This window comes from Marivirga salinae, from assembly GCF_030503855.1.
GTDB classification, from domain to species: domain Bacteria; phylum Bacteroidota; class Bacteroidia; order Cytophagales; family Cyclobacteriaceae; genus Marivirga; species Marivirga salinarum.
The window spans coordinates 2499760-2521022 of sequence record NZ_CP129971.1; the positions used below are offsets into that span (position 1 = coordinate 2499760).

The 21263-nt window shown below is 34.7% G+C and carries 17 protein-coding genes; 9 read left to right on the forward strand and 8 right to left on the reverse strand.

From position 1 onward, the window contains the following. Positions 1–26: 26 nt before the first annotated feature. Positions 27–2456: a YfhO family protein gene (locus tag QYS49_RS10485; protein WP_308347185.1), complete on the reverse strand. Its 2430-nt coding sequence runs from the start codon at positions 2454–2456 to the stop codon at positions 27–29. 159 nt (positions 2457–2615) lie between these two features. On the opposite strand from QYS49_RS10485, the gene QYS49_RS10490 reads away from it, so the two are divergent. Continuing rightward, positions 2616–3200: a hypothetical protein gene (locus QYS49_RS10490; protein ID WP_308347186.1), complete on the forward strand. Its 585-nt coding sequence runs from the start codon at positions 2616–2618 to the stop codon at positions 3198–3200. A gap of 62 nt (positions 3201–3262) precedes the next feature. On the opposite strand, the gene QYS49_RS10495 is transcribed toward QYS49_RS10490, so the two are convergent. From QYS49_RS10495 to QYS49_RS10505, 3 genes are all read right to left on the reverse strand, one after another. Then, on the reverse strand, positions 3263–4435 hold the full coding sequence (locus QYS49_RS10495) for a PQQ-dependent sugar dehydrogenase (protein ID WP_308347187.1): 1173 nt from the start codon (positions 4433–4435) through the stop codon (positions 3263–3265). A gap of 84 nt (positions 4436–4519) precedes the next feature. After that, a complete protein-coding gene (scpA, locus tag QYS49_RS10500) occupies positions 4520–6661 on the reverse strand; it encodes a methylmalonyl-CoA mutase (protein ID WP_308347188.1) in 2142 nt (713 codons plus the stop codon). Then, positions 6658–8463, reverse strand: a complete 1806-nt coding sequence (locus QYS49_RS10505) for a methylmalonyl-CoA mutase family protein (protein ID WP_308347189.1) — start codon at positions 8461–8463, stop codon at positions 6658–6660. The genes scpA and QYS49_RS10505 overlap by 4 nt, the downstream gene beginning before the upstream one ends. A 317-nt stretch (positions 8464–8780) precedes the next feature. Here QYS49_RS10505 and dnaA point away from each other — a divergent pair, with 317 nt between their 5' ends. Continuing rightward, on the forward strand, positions 8781–10196 hold the full coding sequence (gene dnaA, locus QYS49_RS10510; RefSeq protein ID WP_308347190.1) for a chromosomal replication initiator protein DnaA: 1416 nt from the start codon (positions 8781–8783) through the stop codon (positions 10194–10196). Positions 10197–10340: 144 nt separating this feature from the next. On the opposite strand, the gene QYS49_RS10515 is transcribed toward dnaA, so the two are convergent. From QYS49_RS10515 to QYS49_RS10525, 3 genes are all read right to left on the reverse strand, one after another. Continuing rightward, entirely contained in the window at positions 10341–11738 is a 1398-nt protein-coding gene (locus QYS49_RS10515) for an exonuclease domain-containing protein (protein WP_308347191.1), read from the reverse strand. 150 nt (positions 11739–11888) lie between these two features. After that, entirely contained in the window at positions 11889–13049 is a 1161-nt protein-coding gene (locus tag QYS49_RS10520) for a homogentisate 1,2-dioxygenase (RefSeq protein WP_308347192.1), read from the reverse strand. 21 nt (positions 13050–13070) lie between these two features. After that, positions 13071–14696, reverse strand: a complete 1626-nt coding sequence (locus QYS49_RS10525) for a S41 family peptidase (RefSeq protein ID WP_308347193.1) — start codon at positions 14694–14696, stop codon at positions 13071–13073. A 105-nt stretch (positions 14697–14801) separates the two neighbouring features. On the opposite strand from QYS49_RS10525, the gene QYS49_RS10530 reads away from it, so the two are divergent. The 4 genes from QYS49_RS10530 (at position 14802) to QYS49_RS10545 (ending at position 17326) form a co-directional block, all read left to right on the forward strand. Then, the gene (locus QYS49_RS10530) at positions 14802–15551 is read left to right on the forward strand and encodes a hemerythrin domain-containing protein (protein WP_308347194.1); all 750 of its coding nucleotides are present in this window, start codon (positions 14802–14804) and stop codon (positions 15549–15551) included. Positions 15552–15553: 2 nt separating this feature from the next. Beyond that, positions 15554–15967: a Holliday junction resolvase RuvX gene (ruvX, locus tag QYS49_RS10535; RefSeq protein WP_308347195.1), complete on the forward strand. Its 414-nt coding sequence runs from the start codon at positions 15554–15556 to the stop codon at positions 15965–15967. A 3-nt stretch (positions 15968–15970) separates the two neighbouring features. After that, complete coding sequence (def, locus tag QYS49_RS10540) at positions 15971–16528, forward strand: peptide deformylase (protein WP_308347196.1); 558 nt, start codon at positions 15971–15973, stop codon at positions 16526–16528. A gap of 141 nt (positions 16529–16669) precedes the next feature. After that, a complete protein-coding gene (locus tag QYS49_RS10545) occupies positions 16670–17326 on the forward strand; it encodes a tetratricopeptide repeat protein (protein ID WP_308347197.1) in 657 nt (218 codons plus the stop codon). 73 nt (positions 17327–17399) lie between these two features. Here QYS49_RS10545 and QYS49_RS10550 read toward each other — a convergent pair whose 3' ends face one another. Beyond that, positions 17400–17906: a YiiD C-terminal domain-containing protein gene (locus tag QYS49_RS10550; protein WP_308347198.1), complete on the reverse strand. Its 507-nt coding sequence runs from the start codon at positions 17904–17906 to the stop codon at positions 17400–17402. A gap of 124 nt (positions 17907–18030) precedes the next feature. Here QYS49_RS10550 and QYS49_RS10555 point away from each other — a divergent pair, with 124 nt between their 5' ends. The 3 genes from QYS49_RS10555 to QYS49_RS10565 are packed head-to-tail and all read left to right on the forward strand — an operon-like array spanning position 18031 to position 21240. Continuing rightward, positions 18031–19158, forward strand: coding sequence for an NAD(P)/FAD-dependent oxidoreductase (locus QYS49_RS10555; RefSeq protein ID WP_308347199.1), 1128 nt, complete (start codon positions 18031–18033; stop codon positions 19156–19158). 58 nt (positions 19159–19216) lie between these two features. Next, positions 19217–20659, forward strand: a complete 1443-nt coding sequence (nhaC, locus tag QYS49_RS10560; RefSeq protein ID WP_308347200.1) for a Na+/H+ antiporter NhaC — start codon at positions 19217–19219, stop codon at positions 20657–20659. Then, positions 20656–21240 (forward strand): 3'-5' exonuclease, encoded by a 585-nt coding sequence (locus QYS49_RS10565; protein ID WP_308347201.1) that lies wholly within the window; start codon positions 20656–20658, stop codon positions 21238–21240. The genes nhaC and QYS49_RS10565 overlap by 4 nt, the downstream gene beginning before the upstream one ends. The last annotated feature ends 23 nt before the right edge of the window (positions 21241–21263 follow it).

A 21263-nucleotide genomic window follows, 5' to 3' on the forward strand; every position in this document is an offset into this window, starting at 1 on the left:
CTTTGTGTCCTCAAATAATAAGTCGGTCATTGACCGTCAGGTTTAGAAATAAATGAATAAACAATTCCTCCGATGACTACTATAATCAAAATAATTGAACTTATCATCATTATGGTATTTCCAGTATAATAAGCTGCTGGTTTAAATTCAAAACGGATTTCGTGCTGGCCTGCAGGAATTTCTAATGCTCTCAGTACATAGTTTGCCTGTAAAATTTCAGCTTCTTTTCCATCTATATAAGCTTTCCAGCCTTTTGGATAGTAGATTTCTGAAAATAAGGCCAAACCTGATTGGGTATTATCAGATTGATATACCAATTCATTAGGAGCATAGCTTTTCAGGTTGATATTTCCTTCTGATAAATCACCTTGAGGAATATCAAATCGAGTTTGATTGATAACAGCTGTTTCATTCGGATTGATTTGTCCTAAAGTTTCAATTTCTTCATCAGGATTTTTCACTGGTTGTATATTTTCTACAAACCAAGCATTTCCAAAGCTATTATTGTTTTGAATGACTTGTCCAGCTTGATTTCCAAACTTTATATACTTGGTATTAAGCATGTTCAATACTCCAAACTCACTTAAATCTGTGCTTCCACTTCTTAATTTTTCAATTAAAGCATTCATTTCTTGTTGAATGTGAAGGTTGATTAAATCCTGGTAGCGTCTCATTTTTGCACCATGGTAGCCTCCAATACTGGAATGATAGTAAGATGTTTTAGCCTCATTGAATGGGTTATTCAGGTTTAAAACTCTGTAATGTCCATCATCCTGTAAAATTCTTTGATGAGCTTCAGTTTTTTGAAAGAAATTTCTTTTAACATTTTTCTGGAAATTTTCATCATTCAAATAACGTTTGCCTAATGGAATAAAATCAATTAATAAGGCAGCAATAAATAATCCGATTGCTAAATTTTGTTTTAGCTTTCCAGCTTTCCAGAAGTAAAGAATACCTCCACCTAAAATAATAAAGAAGAAGGAACGAAAAGCATCTGTCCTGAACATAGAAGCACGCTGTTCACGGATCAGATCTACTGGCCATCCCTGATCTGCCAATTGAGCATCCACAGCTCCTCTAAATTGCATTATATAAGATGTTATTACTAATACTAAACAAAGACCAGCAGTTATGCTTATTGCAGTTATTAGTTTCTTTTTGCTATCCTTCCAATCCGATTCAATCAATTTTTTAACACCTAAGAACCCTAATAATGGCATTGTTAGGAAAGGAATGGCAACTGTCATGGAAACAGATCTGAATTTATTGTAGCCCGGGAAATAATCGAACATAAAGTAATTAAATAATTCAAAGTTTTTACCCCAGGATAAAACAATACCTAAAATGGAGGCAGTAATTAACCACCATTTTTCAGGCCCTTTAACAAGAATTATTCCCAAAATAAATAGAAAAATAACGATAGCACCCATATAATAAGGGCCACTAGTAAATGGCTGATCTCCCCAATAAGTAGGAACATTTTTGACTATTGATCTAACTTGTCCGCTTCCTACACCTCTTTGTTTTAATCCTTCTGCTAAATCAGAGCTCATGGAAAGTTCTTCTTGGCTAGCCCCTCCATAAAAATTAGGGATTAGAAAAGTGAAAGGTTCCCAAATACCATTACTCCAAGCAAAGGCATAATCCCTGTCCAAACCACCAGATGATTCTGTATTTGAAGTTAATTCAGCTGGCCCTCTTATAGAATATTGACCATATTCATAAGCCGTCCAAACCTTTCCGATATTGGTACTAACACCTAGTAATACAGCTAAAATCAATACGCCAATAGCTTTAAAGAAATCAGGGAGTGTTTTATTTCTAAAAGCACTGATTAATTGAAAAAGCCCGAAAACCAATACGATTAATAATAAGTAGTAAGTGATTTGTAAATGATTGGAACGAATTTCCATCGCCATTGCTAGGGAAGTGAGTATAAAAGCCCATAAATATTGTTTTTTAAAGGCTAAAATTATTCCACCTAAAACAGCAGGCATCAAACTAATGGCAGCCACCTTCCAAATATGTCCTGCTTCAACTGAAATCAAGAAAAATGTATTTAAACCATAGGCTATTCCTCCTCCAATTGCCAAATAAGGATTGACTCTGAAGACCATTAGGAGGATATAAAAACTTAACATGGCCACGAATGTATGGCTAGCCGGACTTGGTAACCATAAGCTGACAGCTTTATAAATATAATAAGTTAATTCACCTGACCATTGAACATTTATTAAATAGGCAGGCATTCCACTAAACATACTATTGGTCCATAAGGCTTCTTCACCTGTCTCAGCTCTATAATCAATTATTTCTTGATTAGCACCTGCACCTTGCAAAATATCATTCTGATTGAGCCCTTTGTTTTCCATCAAAATGGGCCAATACATAATTAAATTGATGAGTATAAATAAGACTACAGCAACTATATGAGGAGTTATATTTTTAAAGTTCATATTTTGATGGTTTTTGGAAATACAATAATAGTTATTTCTTTATCCTGTGCCAAGATGAAAGGATTGAAAGCGGTGAAATTACCTTCTATTATGTCTTATTTAGAGAATAAAATCTAATTAACTAAATTGTATTAGAATTTTAAACTAAAGAATAAAATTATGAAACCACTTTTTCTAATCCCGATTTTTATTTTTAGCCTCATTTCATGTCAGGCTCAGATCCCTGATAAAGAAGGACAAATTGCAGCTGCTGTTCAAGCCGCACCACCCGAAAAACAGGAAGGAGCCACTGTTTATGGATTTGATGAAGATGGCAATAAGGTGCTATTGCGAGAAGGGACTAATGAACAAATATGCATAGCTGATGATCCCAACAAAGAAGGCTTTAGTGTAGCTTGTTATCATAAAGATTTACATCCTTTTATGAAAAGAGGAGATGAATTGAGAGCGGAAGGCAAAAGACCGGATGCTATTTTTGACATAAGAGAGGAAGAAGCAAAATCTGGTAAATTGAAAATGCCCGAAAATCCAACTACTCTTCATGTTTTATCCGGAAAAGAAGGAAAATACAATCCTGAAACAGGCAAAGTTGAAAATGCTAATTTAAGATATGTGGTTTACATTCCTTTTGCCACAGCAGAATCTACAGGCTTGCCAATCAGACCTTTAGTACCTGGAGGAGCTTGGATTATGAATCCTGGAACACATAGAGCTCATATTATGATTACACCTCCGAAGGATTAATAAAACAAAAAAGGTTGAGCTTCTAAAACTCAACCTTTTTCAATTCTTTTAGATTAAAAATTCTATCCTTTATAAGTTACCTTATAAATTAATCCGGCTAAATCATCAGAGATTAGCATTTCACCTTTAGCATTTAAAATTACATCTACAGGTCTTCCCCAAGCATCTTGTTCCTCATCGTTTAACCAGCCGTCAATGAACGTGTCATAAGATGGTTTTCCATCGGTTGTATTACTAACCATTTGTATTCTATAACCAATTTTCTTAGAGCGATTCCAACTTCCATGCTCAGCTATAAATATTTGATTTTTATATTTTGAAGGAAATAAATCAGCAGTATAGAATTTGATACCTAAAGGTGCAACATGCGGACCAAGCTTTCTATATGGCTTTTTGAATTCATCGCAATCTCTTAAATCACCAAATTCAGGGTCGGGAATATCTCCTCCATGGCAAAATGGATATCCAAAATGCTGTCCTTTTTCAGTGGCTACATTTAACTCACAAGGAGGAACATCATCGCCCATCATATCTCTTCCATTATCAGTGAAGTATAAATCCTGAGTTTCTGGATGCCAAGTGAACCCCACTGTGTTTCTGATTCCTTCAGCATAAATTTCCATATCAGTTCCATCAGGATTCATGCGAGTAATACTTGCATAAATGGGCTTGTCAGGATTATTACAAATATTACAAGGAGCTCCAACCGGTACATATAATTTTCCATCAGGACCAAAAGCAATATATTTCCATCCATGGTGCTTATCAGTTGGGTATTCGTCATAAACCACTTCATATTCAGGATTCTCTAAATTATTTTCAATATCAGAAAACTTTAAGATACGGTTAACCTCAGCAACATATAAGTCACCGTCTTTAAAAGCGACTCCATTTGGCATATTCAGGCTGTCAGCTAAAATATATTTTTTATCTGCTGTGCCGTCACCATCTGAATCTTTCACGGCATAAACTTTATCCGCAGCTCTGTTTCCAACAAATAAAGTTCCGCTTTCGGATAATGCCATTGAACGGGCATTTTCTACTTCTGCATAAATAGAAATTTCAAATCCTTCGGGAAGATTTAAAGTGGAAAGTAGGCTGTCTCTAGCAATTTTAGTTGAATCAGAAGTTTGAGTTTTTGCTTCCGTTTCAGTTTTCTTTTCCTCAGTTTTACCACCACAGGCAACGATTATTGCCATGACAATAATGGGAAATATTAATTTTAAGTGTTTCATATATTTTTTTTAGTAATCCATTTTTTTTAAAAAGTAATATCATTCTAAATCATCAACTTGAAATGTAATGGTTTGTTGAAGATTTTAACTAATCTCCTCATCCTCCTTCATCAATTTCTCCAAAATCTGAGTTGCAGCTTTAGCTATATTGGTTCCTGGGCCAAAAACAGCACTTACTCCAGCCTCATACAAGAAATCATAATCTTTAGGCGGAATTACACCACCCGCAATCACCATAATATCTTCTCTGCCAATCCTTTTTAATTCATTGATCAATTTAGGGATTAGCATTTTATGTCCAGCTGCTAAACTTGATGCGCCTACTATATGAACATCATTTTCCGCTGCTTGCATAGCTGATTCTTCAGGAGTTTGGAAAAGCGGTCCGATGTCCACATCAAAGCCTAAATCAGCAAAGCTGGTGGCTATTACTTTAGCGCCTCTATCGTGACCATCTTGTCCCATTTTGGCAATCAAAATTCTAGGTCTTCTACCTTCTAATTCCGCAAAATCATTCGCTAATTTCTGTGCTTTTTTGAAGTCCTCACTATTGCCTGCTTCACCTGAATAAACTCCTTGAATGGAGCGAATGGTTGCTTTATGCCTTCCAAATGATTTTTCCATAGCATCTGAGATTTCACCTAATGTAGCTCTTTTTCGAGCAGCTTCTACTGCAAACTCCAATAAATTGCCTTTTCCTGACTTGGCACATTCTGCCAAATTTTCTAAGGCAGTTTGCACTTCTGAGTCGTTTCTATCAGCCTTAAGTTTTTCCAGTCGCTTAACCTGTGATTTTAAAACTGCTGTATTATCTACCTCACGCAATTCAATATCACTTTCTTCATCCGTCTGATAGCGGTTTATGCCCACTATAACTTCTCTGCCGGAATCAATTCCTGCTTGTTTTCTGGCAGAAGCCTCTTCAATTCTCATTTTCGGAAGTCCTGATTCAATGGCTTTGGTCATTCCGCCCATTTCTTCTACTTCCTCAATCAATTTCCAAGCTTTTTTCACTAGCTGGTCTGTCAGGAATTCCACATAATAGGAGCCGCCCCAAGGATCAACTGTCTTGGTGATTCGTGTTTCATTCTGTAGGAATAATTGCGTGTTTCGTGCTATTCTAGCTGAGAAATCTGTAGGCAATGCAATGGCTTCATCCAATGCATTGGTGTGCAAAGATTGAGTATGTCCTAAAACTGCTGCTTTTGCTTCAATATAAGTTCTGGCAACATTATTATAGGGGTCTTGCTCTGTTAAGCTGTAGCCTGAAGTTTGGCTATGTGTTCTCAAAGCTAAAGATTTCGGGTTTTCAGGATTAAATTGTTTAACAATTTTTGCCCAAAGCAATCTACCGGCTCTCATTTTGGCGATTTCCATAAAATGGTTCATACCAATTGCCCAGAAAAAGGATAGGCGAGGGGCAAATTTATCAATGGTTAATCCTGATTTTAATCCTGCTCTAATGTATTCCAATCCATCTGCTAAAGTATAAGCTAATTCCAAATCTGCTGTGGCACCTGCTTCATGCATGTGATAACCACTTATGCTGATGGAATTAAATTTCGGCATATTTTTACTGGTATATTCGAAAATATCTGAAATAATTCGAACAGATGGGGTAGGAGGGTAGATATAAGTATTCCTCACCATAAATTCCTTCAAAATGTCATTTTGAATGGTACCTGATAGTTGCTCGGGTTTAACGCCTTGTTCCTCAGCAGCCACTATATAAAATGCCATGATGGGGATTACCGCACCGTTCATGGTCATAGAAACAGACATTTTATCCAAAGGAATTTGGTCGAATAGCAGTTTCATATCCAAAATGCTGTCAATGGCTACTCCTGCTTTTCCTACATCTCCTTCAACTCTAGGATGATCAGAATCATAACCTCTATGTGTGGCTAAATCAAAAGCAACGGATAATCCCTTTTGTCCTGCTGCTAAATTCTTTCTATAAAATGCATTGGACTCCTCAGCAGTGGAAAATCCAGCATATTGGCGAATTGTCCAAGGTCTTTGCACATACATAGTGCTGTAAGGACCTCTTAAATACGGAGCTTTTCCTGCAATAAAGCCTATATGTTCAGCGCCTTCAATAGTGGAGGCATCAATTACAGGAGGAACCACTATGCTTTCCGCAGTTTTCCATTCTGGTCTTGAATGTGCTTTACTTTCGGCTTTATCTAAGTTTATGTTCTTTATTTTCGAAAAATCAGGTCTCATAGTAATTCTATTCCTAAATCTTTTAATAATCGGTCTAAAAATCTTTTGGTATCCACTTTTCGGTTGATACATCCATATAAGCCAGCTTTTTGCAATTCCTCTTCATTTGGTTCTTGTCCGGCTATCAATAGAATTCCTTTATGTTTAGAAGCATACTTTTCTAAATTTTCAGGAGTTTCGGCATAACATAAAACAGTTATGGTTGCATTCTGATCAAGTTTAATATTTTCATCTAACTTATCAGTAAATTCCTCAGAGGAAATACCAATTCCTGCTATTCCTAAAAAGCTGTAAGCAAAATCTGATTTAGCTTTGCTGATCGGGTCAGTTCCTAATAAAATGATTTGAGCCATTGGTCTGGCTTTTTCGCCTTTTTCCTCTACCAATTTCTCTATTCTATATCTCATGTGCTCAATAGTGGCAGTCAGTCTTTTAGCTTCCAGGCTTTTCCCACTTTCTTCGGTATCTAAATAAGCACTGATTTTTTCACCTATCAATTGGTAGGTGTTGGCGCCTATCATTAAGTCTTTTCTAGCCCATAAATTTTGTTCGGCTTTGCCGGCATCGGTATCAATAATCTGATGCACATTCCCGTTATCATAATGATGATTATAGGAGCCATCTTCTTCGAATTCAGTAAAGATTCTCCAGGCAGAAGTTGAAATCTCATGTATGATGTTTTCTATGTAGTAGCTGCCTTTAGTTGGGTCAGTCACCTTATTTAAGTGAGATTCTTCTTTTAATATATTGGAAACATTTAAAGCAATTCTTTTGAAAGTTTTGCTTGCGGTCTTACCGGCTGCTTCATCATGTGGTTGTACCCATAAGCTATTACATCCGCCTAAAACAGCAGCCATGGCTTCATTGGTGTTACGCAAAAGATTTACATTGAAATCAAGTGCTGATTTAGTTCTGAAACTGGTATTACAATGAATAAATAGATCATCAGGATTTACGTTGCTATCGTAAGCTTCAGCAATTTTCAATAGATTGAATTTTAAAGCTTTTAGCTTAGCAATTTCAAAAAAGAAATGACTGCCTATCGCAAGTGAAAAAACCGTGGATTTCAGAATTTGATTAAGCTCCAGTTTTAAATCGGTTAATTTATCAAAAAACTCAACCGCTTTTGAAAGCAATAAACCTGATTCATTGGTAATATTTGCTCCTGAATTATGAAACAAATTGCTACTCATACATAATGGTTTGAAGTCAGGGTATTCATCTGCATGGCGAATTAATTCAGCAATACTTTCAAAATCATGATCATTTATCCCGATAATTCCTGCATCTCTGCATTCGATAATATCACAATGATAAAAACCACTTATTTTATGGCTATCAATATCGTGAGCACTGATGAAATTTAAATATTGTGAAATTAAGGAATAAAAAGGTTCCCTGGATTCAAATGAAATCATGCAGTATTCAGGCTGAATTTCATTTAATAGTGTATCCAGATTTATATCAGCTTTATCAATTACAAAAATAATTCCTTCAGCCCCACCGTTTAAAGCTTCCAAAGCAGATTGATTGGCTTCTTTTTCATTATTCACCGCCACTTTGGCCTGGTTTGCCCAATATCGAGGTGATAAAGCCTCATTTATCTTTTGTATTGGGTTTTGGATATTTATTTCCGAATGCTCAGCCGTATCTTTATGATAAAAAGGCTGAATCGAAATTCCTTCAGGCGTTTTGCTGATCAGGTTTTCAAAGGGTTTGTCTTTTAATTCCTTTATGATTTGATTCTTCCAATCTATGGCAGAACTTTTTTCAAAATCTTTAAATAATTTAGTTTCGCTCATTTCCAATATTGTCGTTTCAATGTTTAAAGTTAATACATTTCCTGCTATACTTAAATGTTAAATTTATAAAAGGTAAATGTTATCTTAATTCTTGCCATATTGCACGGATTTAAACAATTGAGGGAAAAGGTATTAAATAATAAAATGTAATTTTTTAAAGAATTTTCAGTCAATTTATAAACATAAATTGACTGAATTGTATTTAATGGCTTGTCAAGTAAAATTGCATTTTTTTCTTCCCTATTTTTTTATCATTTTTGTCAGCCCTGATACAAAATCAGGAGTTCAAATAAACAATCCGTCAAGTATTAGTGTGAATGGTTAAAGACTGTCAATCAGTATGGAATAATTGTCTTCACTCCATAAAGGAGGGAGTAGGAGAGCAGAGTTTTAATACTTGGTTTTCTCCTATTGATCCTATTAAGCTTGAAAATAACGTTTTAACGATTCAAGTGCCAAGCCAGTTCTTTTATGAGTGGTTAGAGGAGCACTATGTCCATATTTTACGGAAAGTCATTCACCAAGAACTTGGACCCGAAGGTAGATTAGAATACTCTGTTATTGTGGATAAAGGAAATGAGAAGTACAAACCATTTACCATTAATCTACCTAATAATAATAAATCCAATAAGCCTAAGGAACAACCAAGAGAAGAACCTCTCAATCCATTCGCTTTAAATGGTGTGGATTTAAGTCAGCAAAACTCTCAGCTTAATCCCAATTATACTTTCGATACTTTCATAGAAGGCGATTGTAACCGTTTGGCTAGATCAGCGGGTTATGCTGTGGCTAAAAAACCAGGTATTACTTCTTTCAACCCATTGATGATTTATGGTGGGGTAGGATTGGGAAAAACCCATTTGGTACAAGCCATTGGAAATGAAATTAAAGATACTTTAAATGGTAAATTCGTTTTGTATGTTTCTTCCGAGAAATTTACCAACCAATTTATCGATGCCTTAAGAAATAATAAAATTCAGGATTTTTCTAATTACTACTTACACATTGATGCATTAATCATTGATGATGTTCAGTTTTTGGGTGGTAAAGAGAGAACCCAGGAAATATTTTTTCATATTTTCAACCATTTACATCAGAATGGTAAGCAAATCATCATGACTTCTGATCGTCCGCCTAGGGATTTGAAAGGATTGGAAGATAGATTGCTTTCTCGTTTTAAATGGGGGTTAACAGCAGATTTACAACAGCCAGATTTGGAAACCAGAATAGCCATTATCCAGAATAAAATGGAAAGCGATGGTATTCATATTCCAGAAGATGTGATTGAATATTTAGCTTATTCCGTAGATACCAATATCAGAGAGTTAGAAGGGGTATTGATTTCATTGATTGCCCATGCTTCTTTAAATCGCAAGGAAATTGATTTAGAATTGGCTAAGCAGACTTTGAAAAATATTGTACACGATATTGAGTCTGAAGTAGGTATAGATTTCATTCAAAAAACCATTGCTGAACATTTCGCAGTGAAAATTGATGATTTGAAAGCCAAAACTAGAAAGAAAGAAATCGTAATTGCCCGTCAGGTTTCAATGTATTTCTGCAAGGAACACACCAACCATTCTTTAAAATCAATAGGTTACCATTTCGGAGGAAGAGATCATTCCACTGTTATTCATGCAGTGCAATCAGTAAATGATATGATGCAAGTGGATAAACGCTTCAGAGAAGAAATGGAAGAGCTGAAGAAGAGGTTTAAAATGAAGAAGGTTTAGTACAGCTCTCTAATTTGCCAGTTGGCGGGGGAATAGTTCTCATAGATTTAAATTAGTAGAAAATATAAATTTAATTGTTATTTTTTGTGTCTGACGGTTGGAATCGTCTGACGCATAAAATAAAGCGTTTTAATCCAGCGTATTTTAAGCAGACTCCTTCCTCTTCAAAAATACTTCCTTCTTAATTTTCTTATAATGCTTAGTAGCATGCTCACTGCTCAATATCTTATAGATTTCAGGATGGTCAGGATATTGAATCAAGTAGTTTCTGAATTCTTCCCAATGCTCAATAGTATCTTCCTGAGTGTAAAAACCAAAGCCTTTGTAGAATCCTTCTTCTACTAATACAAAAGCAGATTCATTGATATTTCTACCATCTCCAATTAAGATGTAATCACTTTTTTCTGCTTGGCAATAGTCAATAAAAGCTTGAATTTTTTCATTGTGCTGAGAGACCGATTCTTCACCAGCGCAAGCACCTTCGCAAAGACTTAAGCTATAATCAAAGCAAGCTCCAGGACTAGATTGGATGCCGGCAAACTTTGGACAGATTTTCAATTTTTTGCTGACTTCATTTAAGAAGCTAAAACCTGAAGCATGATTGGGAAAGCGCATCAAACTTTGCATTCCGGTTTGTTTTCTGCCTAATTGTAATCTTTTATAGCCTTGTCTGTCTTCATAGAGGTAAATAGAATAGCCAGGGCTATTATTTTTCTGTGCTCGGTTATATCGAGGCCAGTTTTTTCTGATTTCATGTGATTCGTGCAAGAGAGCAATCAGTTCATTGCCGGTCAAATAATAATCTACATGATGAATTTGACTTTGAAAAGCTTGTTTGGCTACCTCCAATTTACTCCCGCCAAAGTGATTACTTATCCGCTTTTTAATGTTTTTAGCCTTACCTACATAAATGATTTGACTTTTCTGATTGAGGAAATAATAAACGCCTGGCGATTCAGGCAAAGCTTCAAATACAGTTCTCTCCAGATTTTCGGGAATATTGACAACGGAAGCATTTTTCTTCAATGATTTTTCAATGATTTCATCTCCATCATGCTGAACCAATTGCGTGAAAAGCTCAGCTGTGGCTATGGCATCACCAAAGGCTCTGTGTCTGTCATTTATTTTGATGCCTCTATTTTCACAAATATTTCCTAAGCTGTAGCTTTTCAATCCTGGAAATATTTTTCTACTTAAACGGACAGTACAGAGCTTTTTCAATTTCAACTCATATCCCAAATCTTGAAAAGCAGCTTTAACAAAGGAGTAGTCAAAATTTACACTATGTGCAACAAAAATATTTCCTTCTAGTAACTCATGAATGGTTTTAGCTTCCTCATAAAATTTAGGTGCTTCTGCCACCATTTGGTCGTTTATGCCATGAATAGCAGATAGTTGTGGAGGAATATGGCGCTCAGGATTGATTAAGGATTGATATTCTTTGACCACTTTTTCACCATCATGTATAATAATGGCGATTTCGCAAATTCTGTTTCGGGCTGCATAACCTCCTGTGGTTTCTATATCAACTATGGCGTACATTAAATGGATTCCTAAATGATTTTTTCTTGTTCAATAAAAATAGGTAAAAAAATAGAACACAAATCAATAGTTTCGGTTCCATCAGAACAAAAAAACCTTGTAGGTTTTAATAAATCCTACAAGGTTCAGCACTAATTCGTTTATCAGAAATTACTCCGTCCAACTCATTGGATATTTCTTATCCATAAAGTCCTTTCCTTCTTCAGTTACATAAAGCGGTCTGAAAGTATCCAACATTACGGCCAGTTCTTCAGTTTCTTTGGCTCCAATACTTTTTTCAACTGTACCGGGATGTGGTCCGTGAGGAAGTCCGCCAGGATGTAGTGTGAAAGAGCCTCTATCGATTCCTTTTCTGCTCATAAAGTTTCCTTCCACATAATATAATACTTCATCAGAATCGATATTACTGTGGTTATAAGGTGCAGGGATAGCGTCTGGATGATAATCAAATAACCTTGGTACAAAAGAACAAATCACGTAACCCGCAGCCTGGAAGGTTTGATGTACGGGAGGTGGCTGATGTATTCTACCTGTAATTGGCTCGAAATCATGAATGGATAATGTATAAGGATATAAAAATCCATCCCAGCCCACTAAATCAAAAGGACTGTGATCATAAACATAATGATGGATATAGCCTCCTTTTTTGATTTTCACATGATAATCTCCCTTGGTTTCTTCTGTGATCAACTCTTGTGGAGGGTGAATATCACGCTCACAATATGGAGAGTGTTCTAATAGTTGACCTAAATCATTCCTGTAACGGCTTACTGTTTCAACTGGACTTGCCGATTCTATTACTAGATATCGGATTTCGCTTGTATCCCATTCTAATTTATAAATGGTGGTTCTTGGAATGACCACATAATCACCCGCTTGAATTTTCAGCTTTCCGAATTGGGAATACATATAGCCACTTCCATCATGGATGAATAATAATTCATCCGCCTCTGCATTTTTATAGTAATAATCCATGCTTTGGCGGCTCGGCATACAAAGCGCCATGGAAACATCATCATTCATCAACAACACTTTTCGGCTATCAAGAAAATCACTCCCTGTATTTTTAACACCTGATGTATTCAAGTGAACTTGCTGAAGAGTTAAATCTTTATCAGCCTTAGTTCCATACGGTACGGATTTTTTAATCTCCTTTACTCTTGTTGGAGGATTGATGTGGTACAGATTCGAATAAATGCCCGAAAACCCCAAAGAACTGACCAATTCTTCTGCATACAAACTTCCGTCTGGTTGTCTGAATTGAGTGTGTCTTTTAGGTGGTATATTTCCTTTTCTTACGTAAAATGCCATAATGATATAAGTTCTAAAAAATTATTTCTTAGCCAATGATTCAGCTCTATCAAAAAGTTTAAGTGCTTCAAGGAAGACTTCATTCTGCTGATTAAAGATAGGGTAGAAGCCCTCATTATTCCAAATATTTCTAGCGATGTAAGCCTTGCTATATAGTTTTATTAATTCTTTGGATTTATTAAAGCCTTCTTCATTATACTCAACATTGTTAGATTTAGCCAAGCTGGTTAATTCATTTAACATTTTATCTGTTACCTGAAAGTTGTTGATAAATCCTTCTATTCCCATGTTCTCCAACATTTTTTTGTTCTTTTCATAATAAGAGAAAGTGTATTGTCTCAAAGTATTGCTCAAGAACAGTCTATTCAAATAAGTTGAAGTTTGAGCAGTATCCAAGGGTACAAAATAGTCAGGCATAATTCCTCCCCCTCCATAAACTATTCTTCCATTTGAGGTGGTGTATTTCAATGAGTCATCAAATTGTATGCTGTCGGCAACAAAATATTCACCGTGCTCATAGCGAGAATTCATATCTTCTCTATATTCGTTAGGGTTTTCTCCAAAAGGTTTTTGAATTGATCTTCCTGAAGGAGTGTAATATCTGGAAATAGTTAATCGCAATTCAGAACCGTCTTTTAACGGAACTGGCATTTGTACTAATCCTTTTCCGAATGACCTTCTTCCAACTATTAAACCTCTGTCATTATCTTGAATGGCACCAGAGACAATTTCAGATGCTGATGCGCTTCCCTCATTAATCAAGACAATCAAAGGGTTGTCTTCAAATTTCCCTTCTTTTATTGCTCTGGCTTCAGAATTGTATCTTTTCTCTTTCCCTTTGGTATAAACAATCATGGCATTATCTTTCAAGAATTCATCTGCCATGCTGATCGCTTTATCCATGTAACCACCTGGGTTATCCTGTAAATCCAATATTAATTTTTTCAAGCCTTGTTCTTCCAATTTATTTAAGGCTTCCATAAATTCATTATAAGTAGTAGCAGAAAAACGGCTTACTTTAATATATCCGATTTCATCATCTACCATATAACTCACATCCACAGAATATTGAGGAATTTTATCTCTAATAATTGTGTATTCAACTGGCTCTTCCAAGCCAGATCTCATAATTTTCAATTTTACCTCACTACCTTTTTCGCCTCTCAGGTTTTCATGTACTTGCCTGTTGGTCAATCCAGTCCCTGCTATGTTTTTACCATCTACAGCAATAATTTTATCACCAGATTGTAAGCCAGCCGTTTCGGATGGCCCTCCACTTAAAGGAGCTACTACATAAAGTGTATCATTAAAAATATTAAATTCAATCCCAATCCCTTCAAAATTTCCTTTTAAATCAGCAGAAACCATTTCCAAATCTTTAGCTGGAATGTAGGAGGTATGTGGATCTAATTCTTTAAGAATTCCTTCAATGGCGCTATTCACCAATTTATCAGTATCTACCTCTTCCACATAGTTTTGATCAACCTGCAAAAGAATTTCTTTTATTCTTGTAATTCCCTCTAAAACAGTATCTTTATTGGAAGAAGGATTCGCCATAGTGGCACCAATCAATATACCTGCAGCCAAAGTCGAGAAAATGATGATGGGCAGTTTGATTTGAAATGAACTATTTTTATTATTATTCACGTTTAAAGATTTTTATTTTAACAAATAACGCAACAATTTAACAAATCGTTGGATTGAAAAGCTTTAAAATTCAATTACCTTTGTAAAATACCTAAATTAGTTAAAGTGGAATACTCTCAAAAGAAAATAAAAGAATTAGTTGCGGAAAATTACGTTTTTGCATCCGTTCTCTATTATTTAGGTATAGAATATTATGAATTCGAAGAGGATTCTTTGGAAAAAGTATGTGAAGCAAAGAATGTTGATCTAAATTATTTGATTTCCGAATTTGAAAAAATAAATCAAAATGAAGAAATAGGAAATATTAGATTATTGTCTTTTCCAATTGATTTGGTGATTACTTATCTTAAGCATGCTCACTTTATTTTTATAAAAAAAGACTTACCTTTTTTAGTGAAGTTGGTCAATAAGTTGAATAGTGTATCTCCAAATTTGGCATCGGTAGAGAGAGAAATTAAAGATGTATTTCCTTTGTTTGTGGAAGATTTTGTGCATCATATATACGAGGAAGAAGATACGCTTTTCAATTATATTTCACAATTGAAAGCCATAGAGGATAAAAAGAAAAACCCATCTACTTTTTTTTATAAGTACCCCAATTTCAATATGCAGAAATTTGCCATTGATCATGAAGTGCATGATGATGAAATGAAAGGGATTCGATTTTTGATGGATCAATATCCTGTAAATCAAGAGTCTCCATTGAATGTTAAGGTACTATTTTCAGAATTGGAACGCTTTGAAGAAAAACTTAAAGTGCATGCTAAAGTTGAAAATGAAGTACTTTTCCCAAAAGCCTTAATGTTAGAAAAATCAGTTAGAAAGAAATTCGATTCTCTTATTCGACTTAATTAATAATGCCCAGAATTTTAGCAATAGATTATGGTACCAAAAGAGTTGGATTGGCAGTAACAGACCCTTTGAAAATCATTGCCTCACCTTTAGAAATGGTACATTCCAAAGATTTAATACAGTTTTTAACTAATTATTTCACAAAAGAAGAAGTAGAAGCTGTGGTTTGTGGTTATCCTACCAATGAAGAAGGAGAAGCTACTGATGCCACCCGTCATGTAGATGCATTTATTAATCTATTTAAGAAGAAATTCCCAACAATGCCCTTACATTTGCAAGATGAAAGCTTCAGTTCGCAAGAAGCTATGCAAGCCATGATTCATTCCGGGTCAAATAGGAAACAAAGAAATAAGAAATCAGGTAATATAGATAAAATTAGTGCGGCAATTATTTTACAACAATTTTTAGAAGAGAATTAAATTATGATATATCCTATAGTAGCTTATGGGCACCATGTTCTTAAAACAAAAGGAAAAGATATTGAGAAGGGTGAGATAGAGGTAAAAACATTGGTGGATGATATGTTTGAAACCATGTATAATGCAAATGGCGTTGGGCTAGCGGCTCCTCAAATTGGAAAAGGTTTAAGATTATTTGTGATCGATACTGACCCAATAGATGATGAGGAAGATCAGCCTAAAGTGAAGCAGGCTTTTATCAACCCACAAATTTTGGATGAAGATGGGGAGGAGTGGGCTTTTGAAGAAGGCTGTTTGAGTATTCCGAATATCAGAGAAGATGTAAATCGTAAACCTAATATCAGAATTAAATATTTTGATGAAAATTGGGAAGAGCACGAGGAAGAATATGACGGATTTGTAGCTAGAGTTATCCAACATGAATATGATCATATTGAAGGTATACTTTTTACAGACCATGTGTCTGCTTTCAAAAAGAGGATTTTGAAAGGGAAGCTGGCTAATATTAGCAAAGGAAAAGTTTCGGCAGATTATAAAATGTTATTTCCGCTTAAGAAGTAAATAGATGTAAGTTCAACTTGAATTTAGCTATTATTTTAATTAAACTTATATTTATATTTGAATAGTGCAATAATACTAATTGTAATTTAAATATTGGCAAACTTATTGTATGCATCATCATTCAACATATTAAAATTCATTATGAATCAATTATCAAAAATATTAGTCTTAAGCCTTGTGATGGTTTTTTGCATTTCCATAGGATCAGCTCAAAATAAAAAGGCTTCAGAATTTATTGAAAACGGCATCAATAAATTTGAGGAGAAAGAATATATGGAAGCTATCGTTAGTTTTAATGAGGCAATTAAACTAGATCCTAAAGCACATCAAGCATATTATATGAGAGGTAATATCAAGCAAAAATTTGCAGATGTTCATGGTGCAATGAAGGATTATAATAAAGCTATTGAAGTTAAATCAGATTTTTCAGAAGCTTATTTCGAACGAGGTAACATCAAATATATGTTACAGGATTATTATGGTGCAATCAATGATTACTCTAAGACTATTGAGCTTAATGAGAATAATTTAGATGCTTATTATAAAAGAGGACAAGCTAAACAACAATTAGAGGCTTATCAAGATGCCATCAATGACTGTACTAAAATAATTGAAAAGGACAGCGATAACGTTGATGCCTATTATTTAAGAGGAGTTTTGAGGATTGAATATGGTCAGCTTTCTGAAGGTTGTCTTGACTTAAGCAAAGCAGGCGAATTAGGCGATTTAAAAGCCTATGAAATGATACGTGAAAGATGTAATGATATAAAATGCTATCCTTCTGAATTTGAAAAATAGTCTAAGAAAATTTTAATTCAAAAGCCCGCAAGATTTCAATTTTTGCGGGCTTTTTGTTTTAGGATACTTGATGTTATAGCTTTGTTTTTACTTTATCCCAAGGCTTAATTTGCCAATAGATTTTCCCAGTGCTAAGGTGATTTTCTTTTTTATCATATAGTTTTATTTCACAAGGAATAACCACTGATTCTTTAGATTCTAATGGCTTTTCTACCTCATTTATCACCCAATTATCATCTATGGAGAATTCTGCATGTGCATCCATTTTAGCTTGAAAATGATAATCCATTTCAAGCTTTTGCATAATAATGCGATATTTTTTAACATCCAATTTGTATAAAATCATCAAGCCTGTAGTGTACTCTGAAATAGTAGCCATAGCACAAGCATGAATCCCTTTAATGTGATTTAGATTTCTTTTTTTATAAGGTAATTTGGTTTGTATTTTATCTGGAGAAATATTCGTGATTTTAAATCCATGAGGCTTGTTGAAAGGAATCATTCTGTTCAATCCCTGATTAAGTAGCCATAAATAAAATCCTGAGTGTTGTGCCTTATTAATAATGGAAGTTAAGTTCATGAAATTGATTGTTTATCAGATTGAATTGAATTTGAAAGTGATTTTTTTAAAATATTACAGATTTTATACAGCAATCTCGTTGAATTAGACCTATTTTTCAACTATTGATTAAAATTTATTATGCATGCTGAGTTTTTGGGAAAGAGAAAGTTTATCGAAATATGATTATGTAATAGTAGGTGGAGGCATAGTCGGTTGTTCTACTGCCTATCATCTTAAGAAAAAAAAGCCTAAAGCCGAAGTTGCTATAATTGAAAGAGGAATATTCCCTAGTGGTGCAAGTTCAAAGAATGCTGGTTTTGCTTGTTTTGGCAGCTTAACAGAGTTGGTGGATGACAGAAATGGACTTAGTGAAAATGAACAATTAGCTTTAGTTGAAAAACGCTGGAAAGGATTATTGGCTCTTAGAAATATTTTAGGAGAAAAAAATATAGGCTTTGAGGAGAATGGAGGCTTTGAAGTCATAAGAAAAGCTGAACTGCCTGCTTTAGAATATTTAGATCATTATAATAAATTACTTAAAAGTGTTTTTAATAAAGATGTTTACAGCTTAAAACCGAATTTGATCAATGAATTTGGGTTCAATAAAGGTGATATCGAAACCATAGTTTCTAATCCGTTTGAAGGTCAGATTGATACTGGTAAAATGATTAAAAGTTGGTGGTCTTTGTGTAGCGAGATGGGTATTAAAATTATAACAGGTTGTGAATTGAACGAATTTGAAGAAGAGAATGATTATGTGAATTTGAATTGTCAATCTGGGAATCAATCTGTTCAATTACAGGCAAATAAAATTGCCATTTGCACCAATGCGTTTGCACATAAATGGTTCAACAAAGAAGATATTAATCCAGGCAGAGGAATGGTTTTAGTCACTCATCCAATTGATAATTTGAAATTTAAAGGTGTTTTTCATTACGATGAAGGATATTTTTATTTCAGAAATGTGGGGAATAGGGTTTTGATAGGAGGTGGGAGAAATCTTGATAAATTTACTGAGGACACTACGGAATTTGGTATTAATCCTAAAATTAAATCGGCTATATTACATGATTTGGAAGAATTGATTTTGCCCAACCAAGAATTTTTTATCGATATGGAATGGTCAGGAATAATGGCATTTGGCAAAATAAAATCACCGATTATCAAAAATATTTCTGATAAAATTGCTATTGGAGTGAGGCTAGGAGGGATGGGAGTTGCCATTGGTACTCAGGTAGGGAAGGAATTACATGAATTGCTTGCTGACTGATAACTTATTTTTATTATATTTCGAATTCATTTAAAATTAATTTCTTGATTTAAATTACATGACGGACAAGCAGCTCAAGCCAAGCTTAATTCAAGCACTGATTCCAATAATATTTTTAATTTCTCTTTTAAGTTTAAATGTCTATTTCTTTGGAGATGGAGCATTGGATGGATCCAACCAAATTGCATTAATCTTATCCGCAGGAATTGCGGCAATTGTGGCATTAAGAGTTGGATTTAAATGGACAACAATGCTCGATGGGATAGTCAGCAGCATTAGTTCTGCCATGTCTTCCATTTTGATTTTGTTATTAATTGGTTCTTTAGCGGGAACTTGGTTATTAAGTGGAATTGTTCCAGCTATGATTTATTATGGCTTGAACATCTTAAACCCCACTATCTTCCTTTTTGCAGCTTGTGTGGTGAGTGCTATTGTCTCAGTAGCAACAGGAAGCTCTTGGAGTACTATAGCCACTTTAGGTTTAGCATTACTGGGAATTGGTCAAACTTTAGGAATGAGCGAGGGAGTAGTTGCAGGAGCTATAATTTCAGGTGCCTATTTCGGAGATAAAATGTCTCCATTAAGCGATACAACTAATTTAGCACCCGCAATGGCTGGAACAGACTTGTTTACTCATATTAAATATATGGCTTACACTACGGTGCCATCTATCGCTATTGCATTAATAATATTTTTGGTTTTAGGTTTTATGAATAGTTCAGAAACCGATATAGAGCAAGTAGGCTTAGTTCAAGCAGCCATTCAGGATAAATTCAATATCAATTTATGGTTATTCTTAGTGCCTGCAATTGTGATTTTCATGATTGTTAAGAAGATTTCAGCAATTCCAGCTTTATTGATCGGGTCTTTGTTAGGAGGGGTATTTGCTATCATTTTTCAACCACAAGTAATTGAAATTATATCAGGTGGTGGAGCAAATTTCTTTGAGCAATCGTATAAAGCAGTAATGCTTTCTATGTATGGAGATATAAATATTACCACAAATAATGAAATGGTTAATGAATTACTTTCCACCGGAGGTATGGCAGGAATGTTAAATACTATTTGGTTAATTGTTTGTGCTATGGTTTTTGGAGGTGTAATGGAATCTACTAATATGCTTCGTGTTATTACTGCATCCATCATTAAATTAGCAAACTCAACAGGTTCTTTGGTAGCTTCTACCGCTGGTACTTGTGTGTTTTTTAATGTTACTGCCTCAGATCAATATTTAGCGATAGTTGTGCCTGGAAGAATGTTTGCAGAAACTTATAAAGACAGAGGGTTAAAACCTGAAGTTTTAAGTAGAACCTTAGAAGATTCAGGTACGGTTACGAGTGTGCTTATTCCTTGGAATACTTGTGGCGCCACTCAATCATCAGTTTTAGGAGTTTCTACCTGGACATATGCACCTTATGCGTTTTTCAATATAATAAGTCCATTTATGACCATATTATTCGCATATCTTAATATTAAAATTAGAAGATTTACTGATAAATGAATTTTGTAAAGGAGATTTCAAAGGAAGAAATCAATGAATTACCACTTTGGAAGTTTGAAGGTGAAATTACATTGGTAGAGAAAGATGAAGATTGGGAAGAAGTGATTCCTAAATTATGGAGAGCAGAAATTTTAGGATTTGACACAGAAGCAAAACCTGTTTTCAAGAAAGGACAGTATAATCCGGTTTCTCTTATTCAATTAGCTACACAGGAGGAAGTTTTTTTGATAAGAAATTTAATGTGTGGATTTCCTGGTGATTTAATCAGGATTTTTGAAGACTCTTCTATCATTAAAACTGGAGCGGCCATTCATGATGATTTGAAAGACCTTCAAAAATTAAGGAAGTTTAAGCCTGCAGGTTTTGAAGATATAGGTATTATAGCAAGAGATAATGGAATGCTACAAAGCGGAGCTAAAAACTTAACTGCAATATTCCTTAACAAACGAATTTCTAAAGCCCAGCAAACCTCTAACTGGGAAAAATCAGAACTTACCCAAGCACAATTAGATTATGCGGCTACAAACGCCTATCTGGGCTTAAAAGTGTATGAAGTTTTTGAGAGGATAGGGTGGGTCTGATATATTATTACCTGTCGAATTGA

Excerpts from the sequence above, each read along its gene's own strand:
- QYS49_RS10485 (WP_308347185.1), bottom strand. The coding sequence starts at position 2,456 with ATGAACTTTAAAAATATAACTCCTCATATAGTTGCTGTAGTCTTATTT.
- QYS49_RS10490 (WP_308347186.1), top strand. The coding sequence starts at position 2,616 with ATGAAACCACTTTTTCTAATCCCGATTTTTATTTTTAGCCTCATTTCA.
- QYS49_RS10495 (WP_308347187.1), bottom strand. The coding sequence starts at position 4,435 with ATGAAACACTTAAAATTAATATTTCCCATTATTGTCATGGCAATAATC.
- scpA (WP_308347188.1), bottom strand. The coding sequence starts at position 6,661 with ATGAGACCTGATTTTTCGAAAATAAAGAACATAAACTTAGATAAAGCC.
- QYS49_RS10505 (WP_308347189.1), bottom strand. The coding sequence starts at position 8,463 with ATGAGCGAAACTAAATTATTTAAAGATTTTGAAAAAAGTTCTGCCATA.
- dnaA (WP_308347190.1), top strand. The coding sequence starts at position 8,781 with ATGGTTAAAGACTGTCAATCAGTATGGAATAATTGTCTTCACTCCATA.
- QYS49_RS10515 (WP_308347191.1), bottom strand. The coding sequence starts at position 11,738 with ATGTACGCCATAGTTGATATAGAAACCACAGGAGGTTATGCAGCCCGA.
- QYS49_RS10520 (WP_308347192.1), bottom strand. The coding sequence starts at position 13,049 with ATGGCATTTTACGTAAGAAAAGGAAATATACCACCTAAAAGACACACT.
- ruvX (WP_308347195.1), top strand. The coding sequence starts at position 15,554 with ATGCCCAGAATTTTAGCAATAGATTATGGTACCAAAAGAGTTGGATTG.
- def (WP_308347196.1), top strand. The coding sequence starts at position 15,971 with ATGATATATCCTATAGTAGCTTATGGGCACCATGTTCTTAAAACAAAA.
- QYS49_RS10545 (WP_308347197.1), top strand. The coding sequence starts at position 16,670 with ATGAATCAATTATCAAAAATATTAGTCTTAAGCCTTGTGATGGTTTTT.
- QYS49_RS10550 (WP_308347198.1), bottom strand. The coding sequence starts at position 17,906 with ATGAACTTAACTTCCATTATTAATAAGGCACAACACTCAGGATTTTAT.
- QYS49_RS10555 (WP_308347199.1), top strand. The coding sequence starts at position 18,031 with ATGCTGAGTTTTTGGGAAAGAGAAAGTTTATCGAAATATGATTATGTA.
- nhaC (WP_308347200.1), top strand. The coding sequence starts at position 19,217 with ATGACGGACAAGCAGCTCAAGCCAAGCTTAATTCAAGCACTGATTCCA.
- QYS49_RS10565 (WP_308347201.1), top strand. The coding sequence starts at position 20,656 with ATGAATTTTGTAAAGGAGATTTCAAAGGAAGAAATCAATGAATTACCA.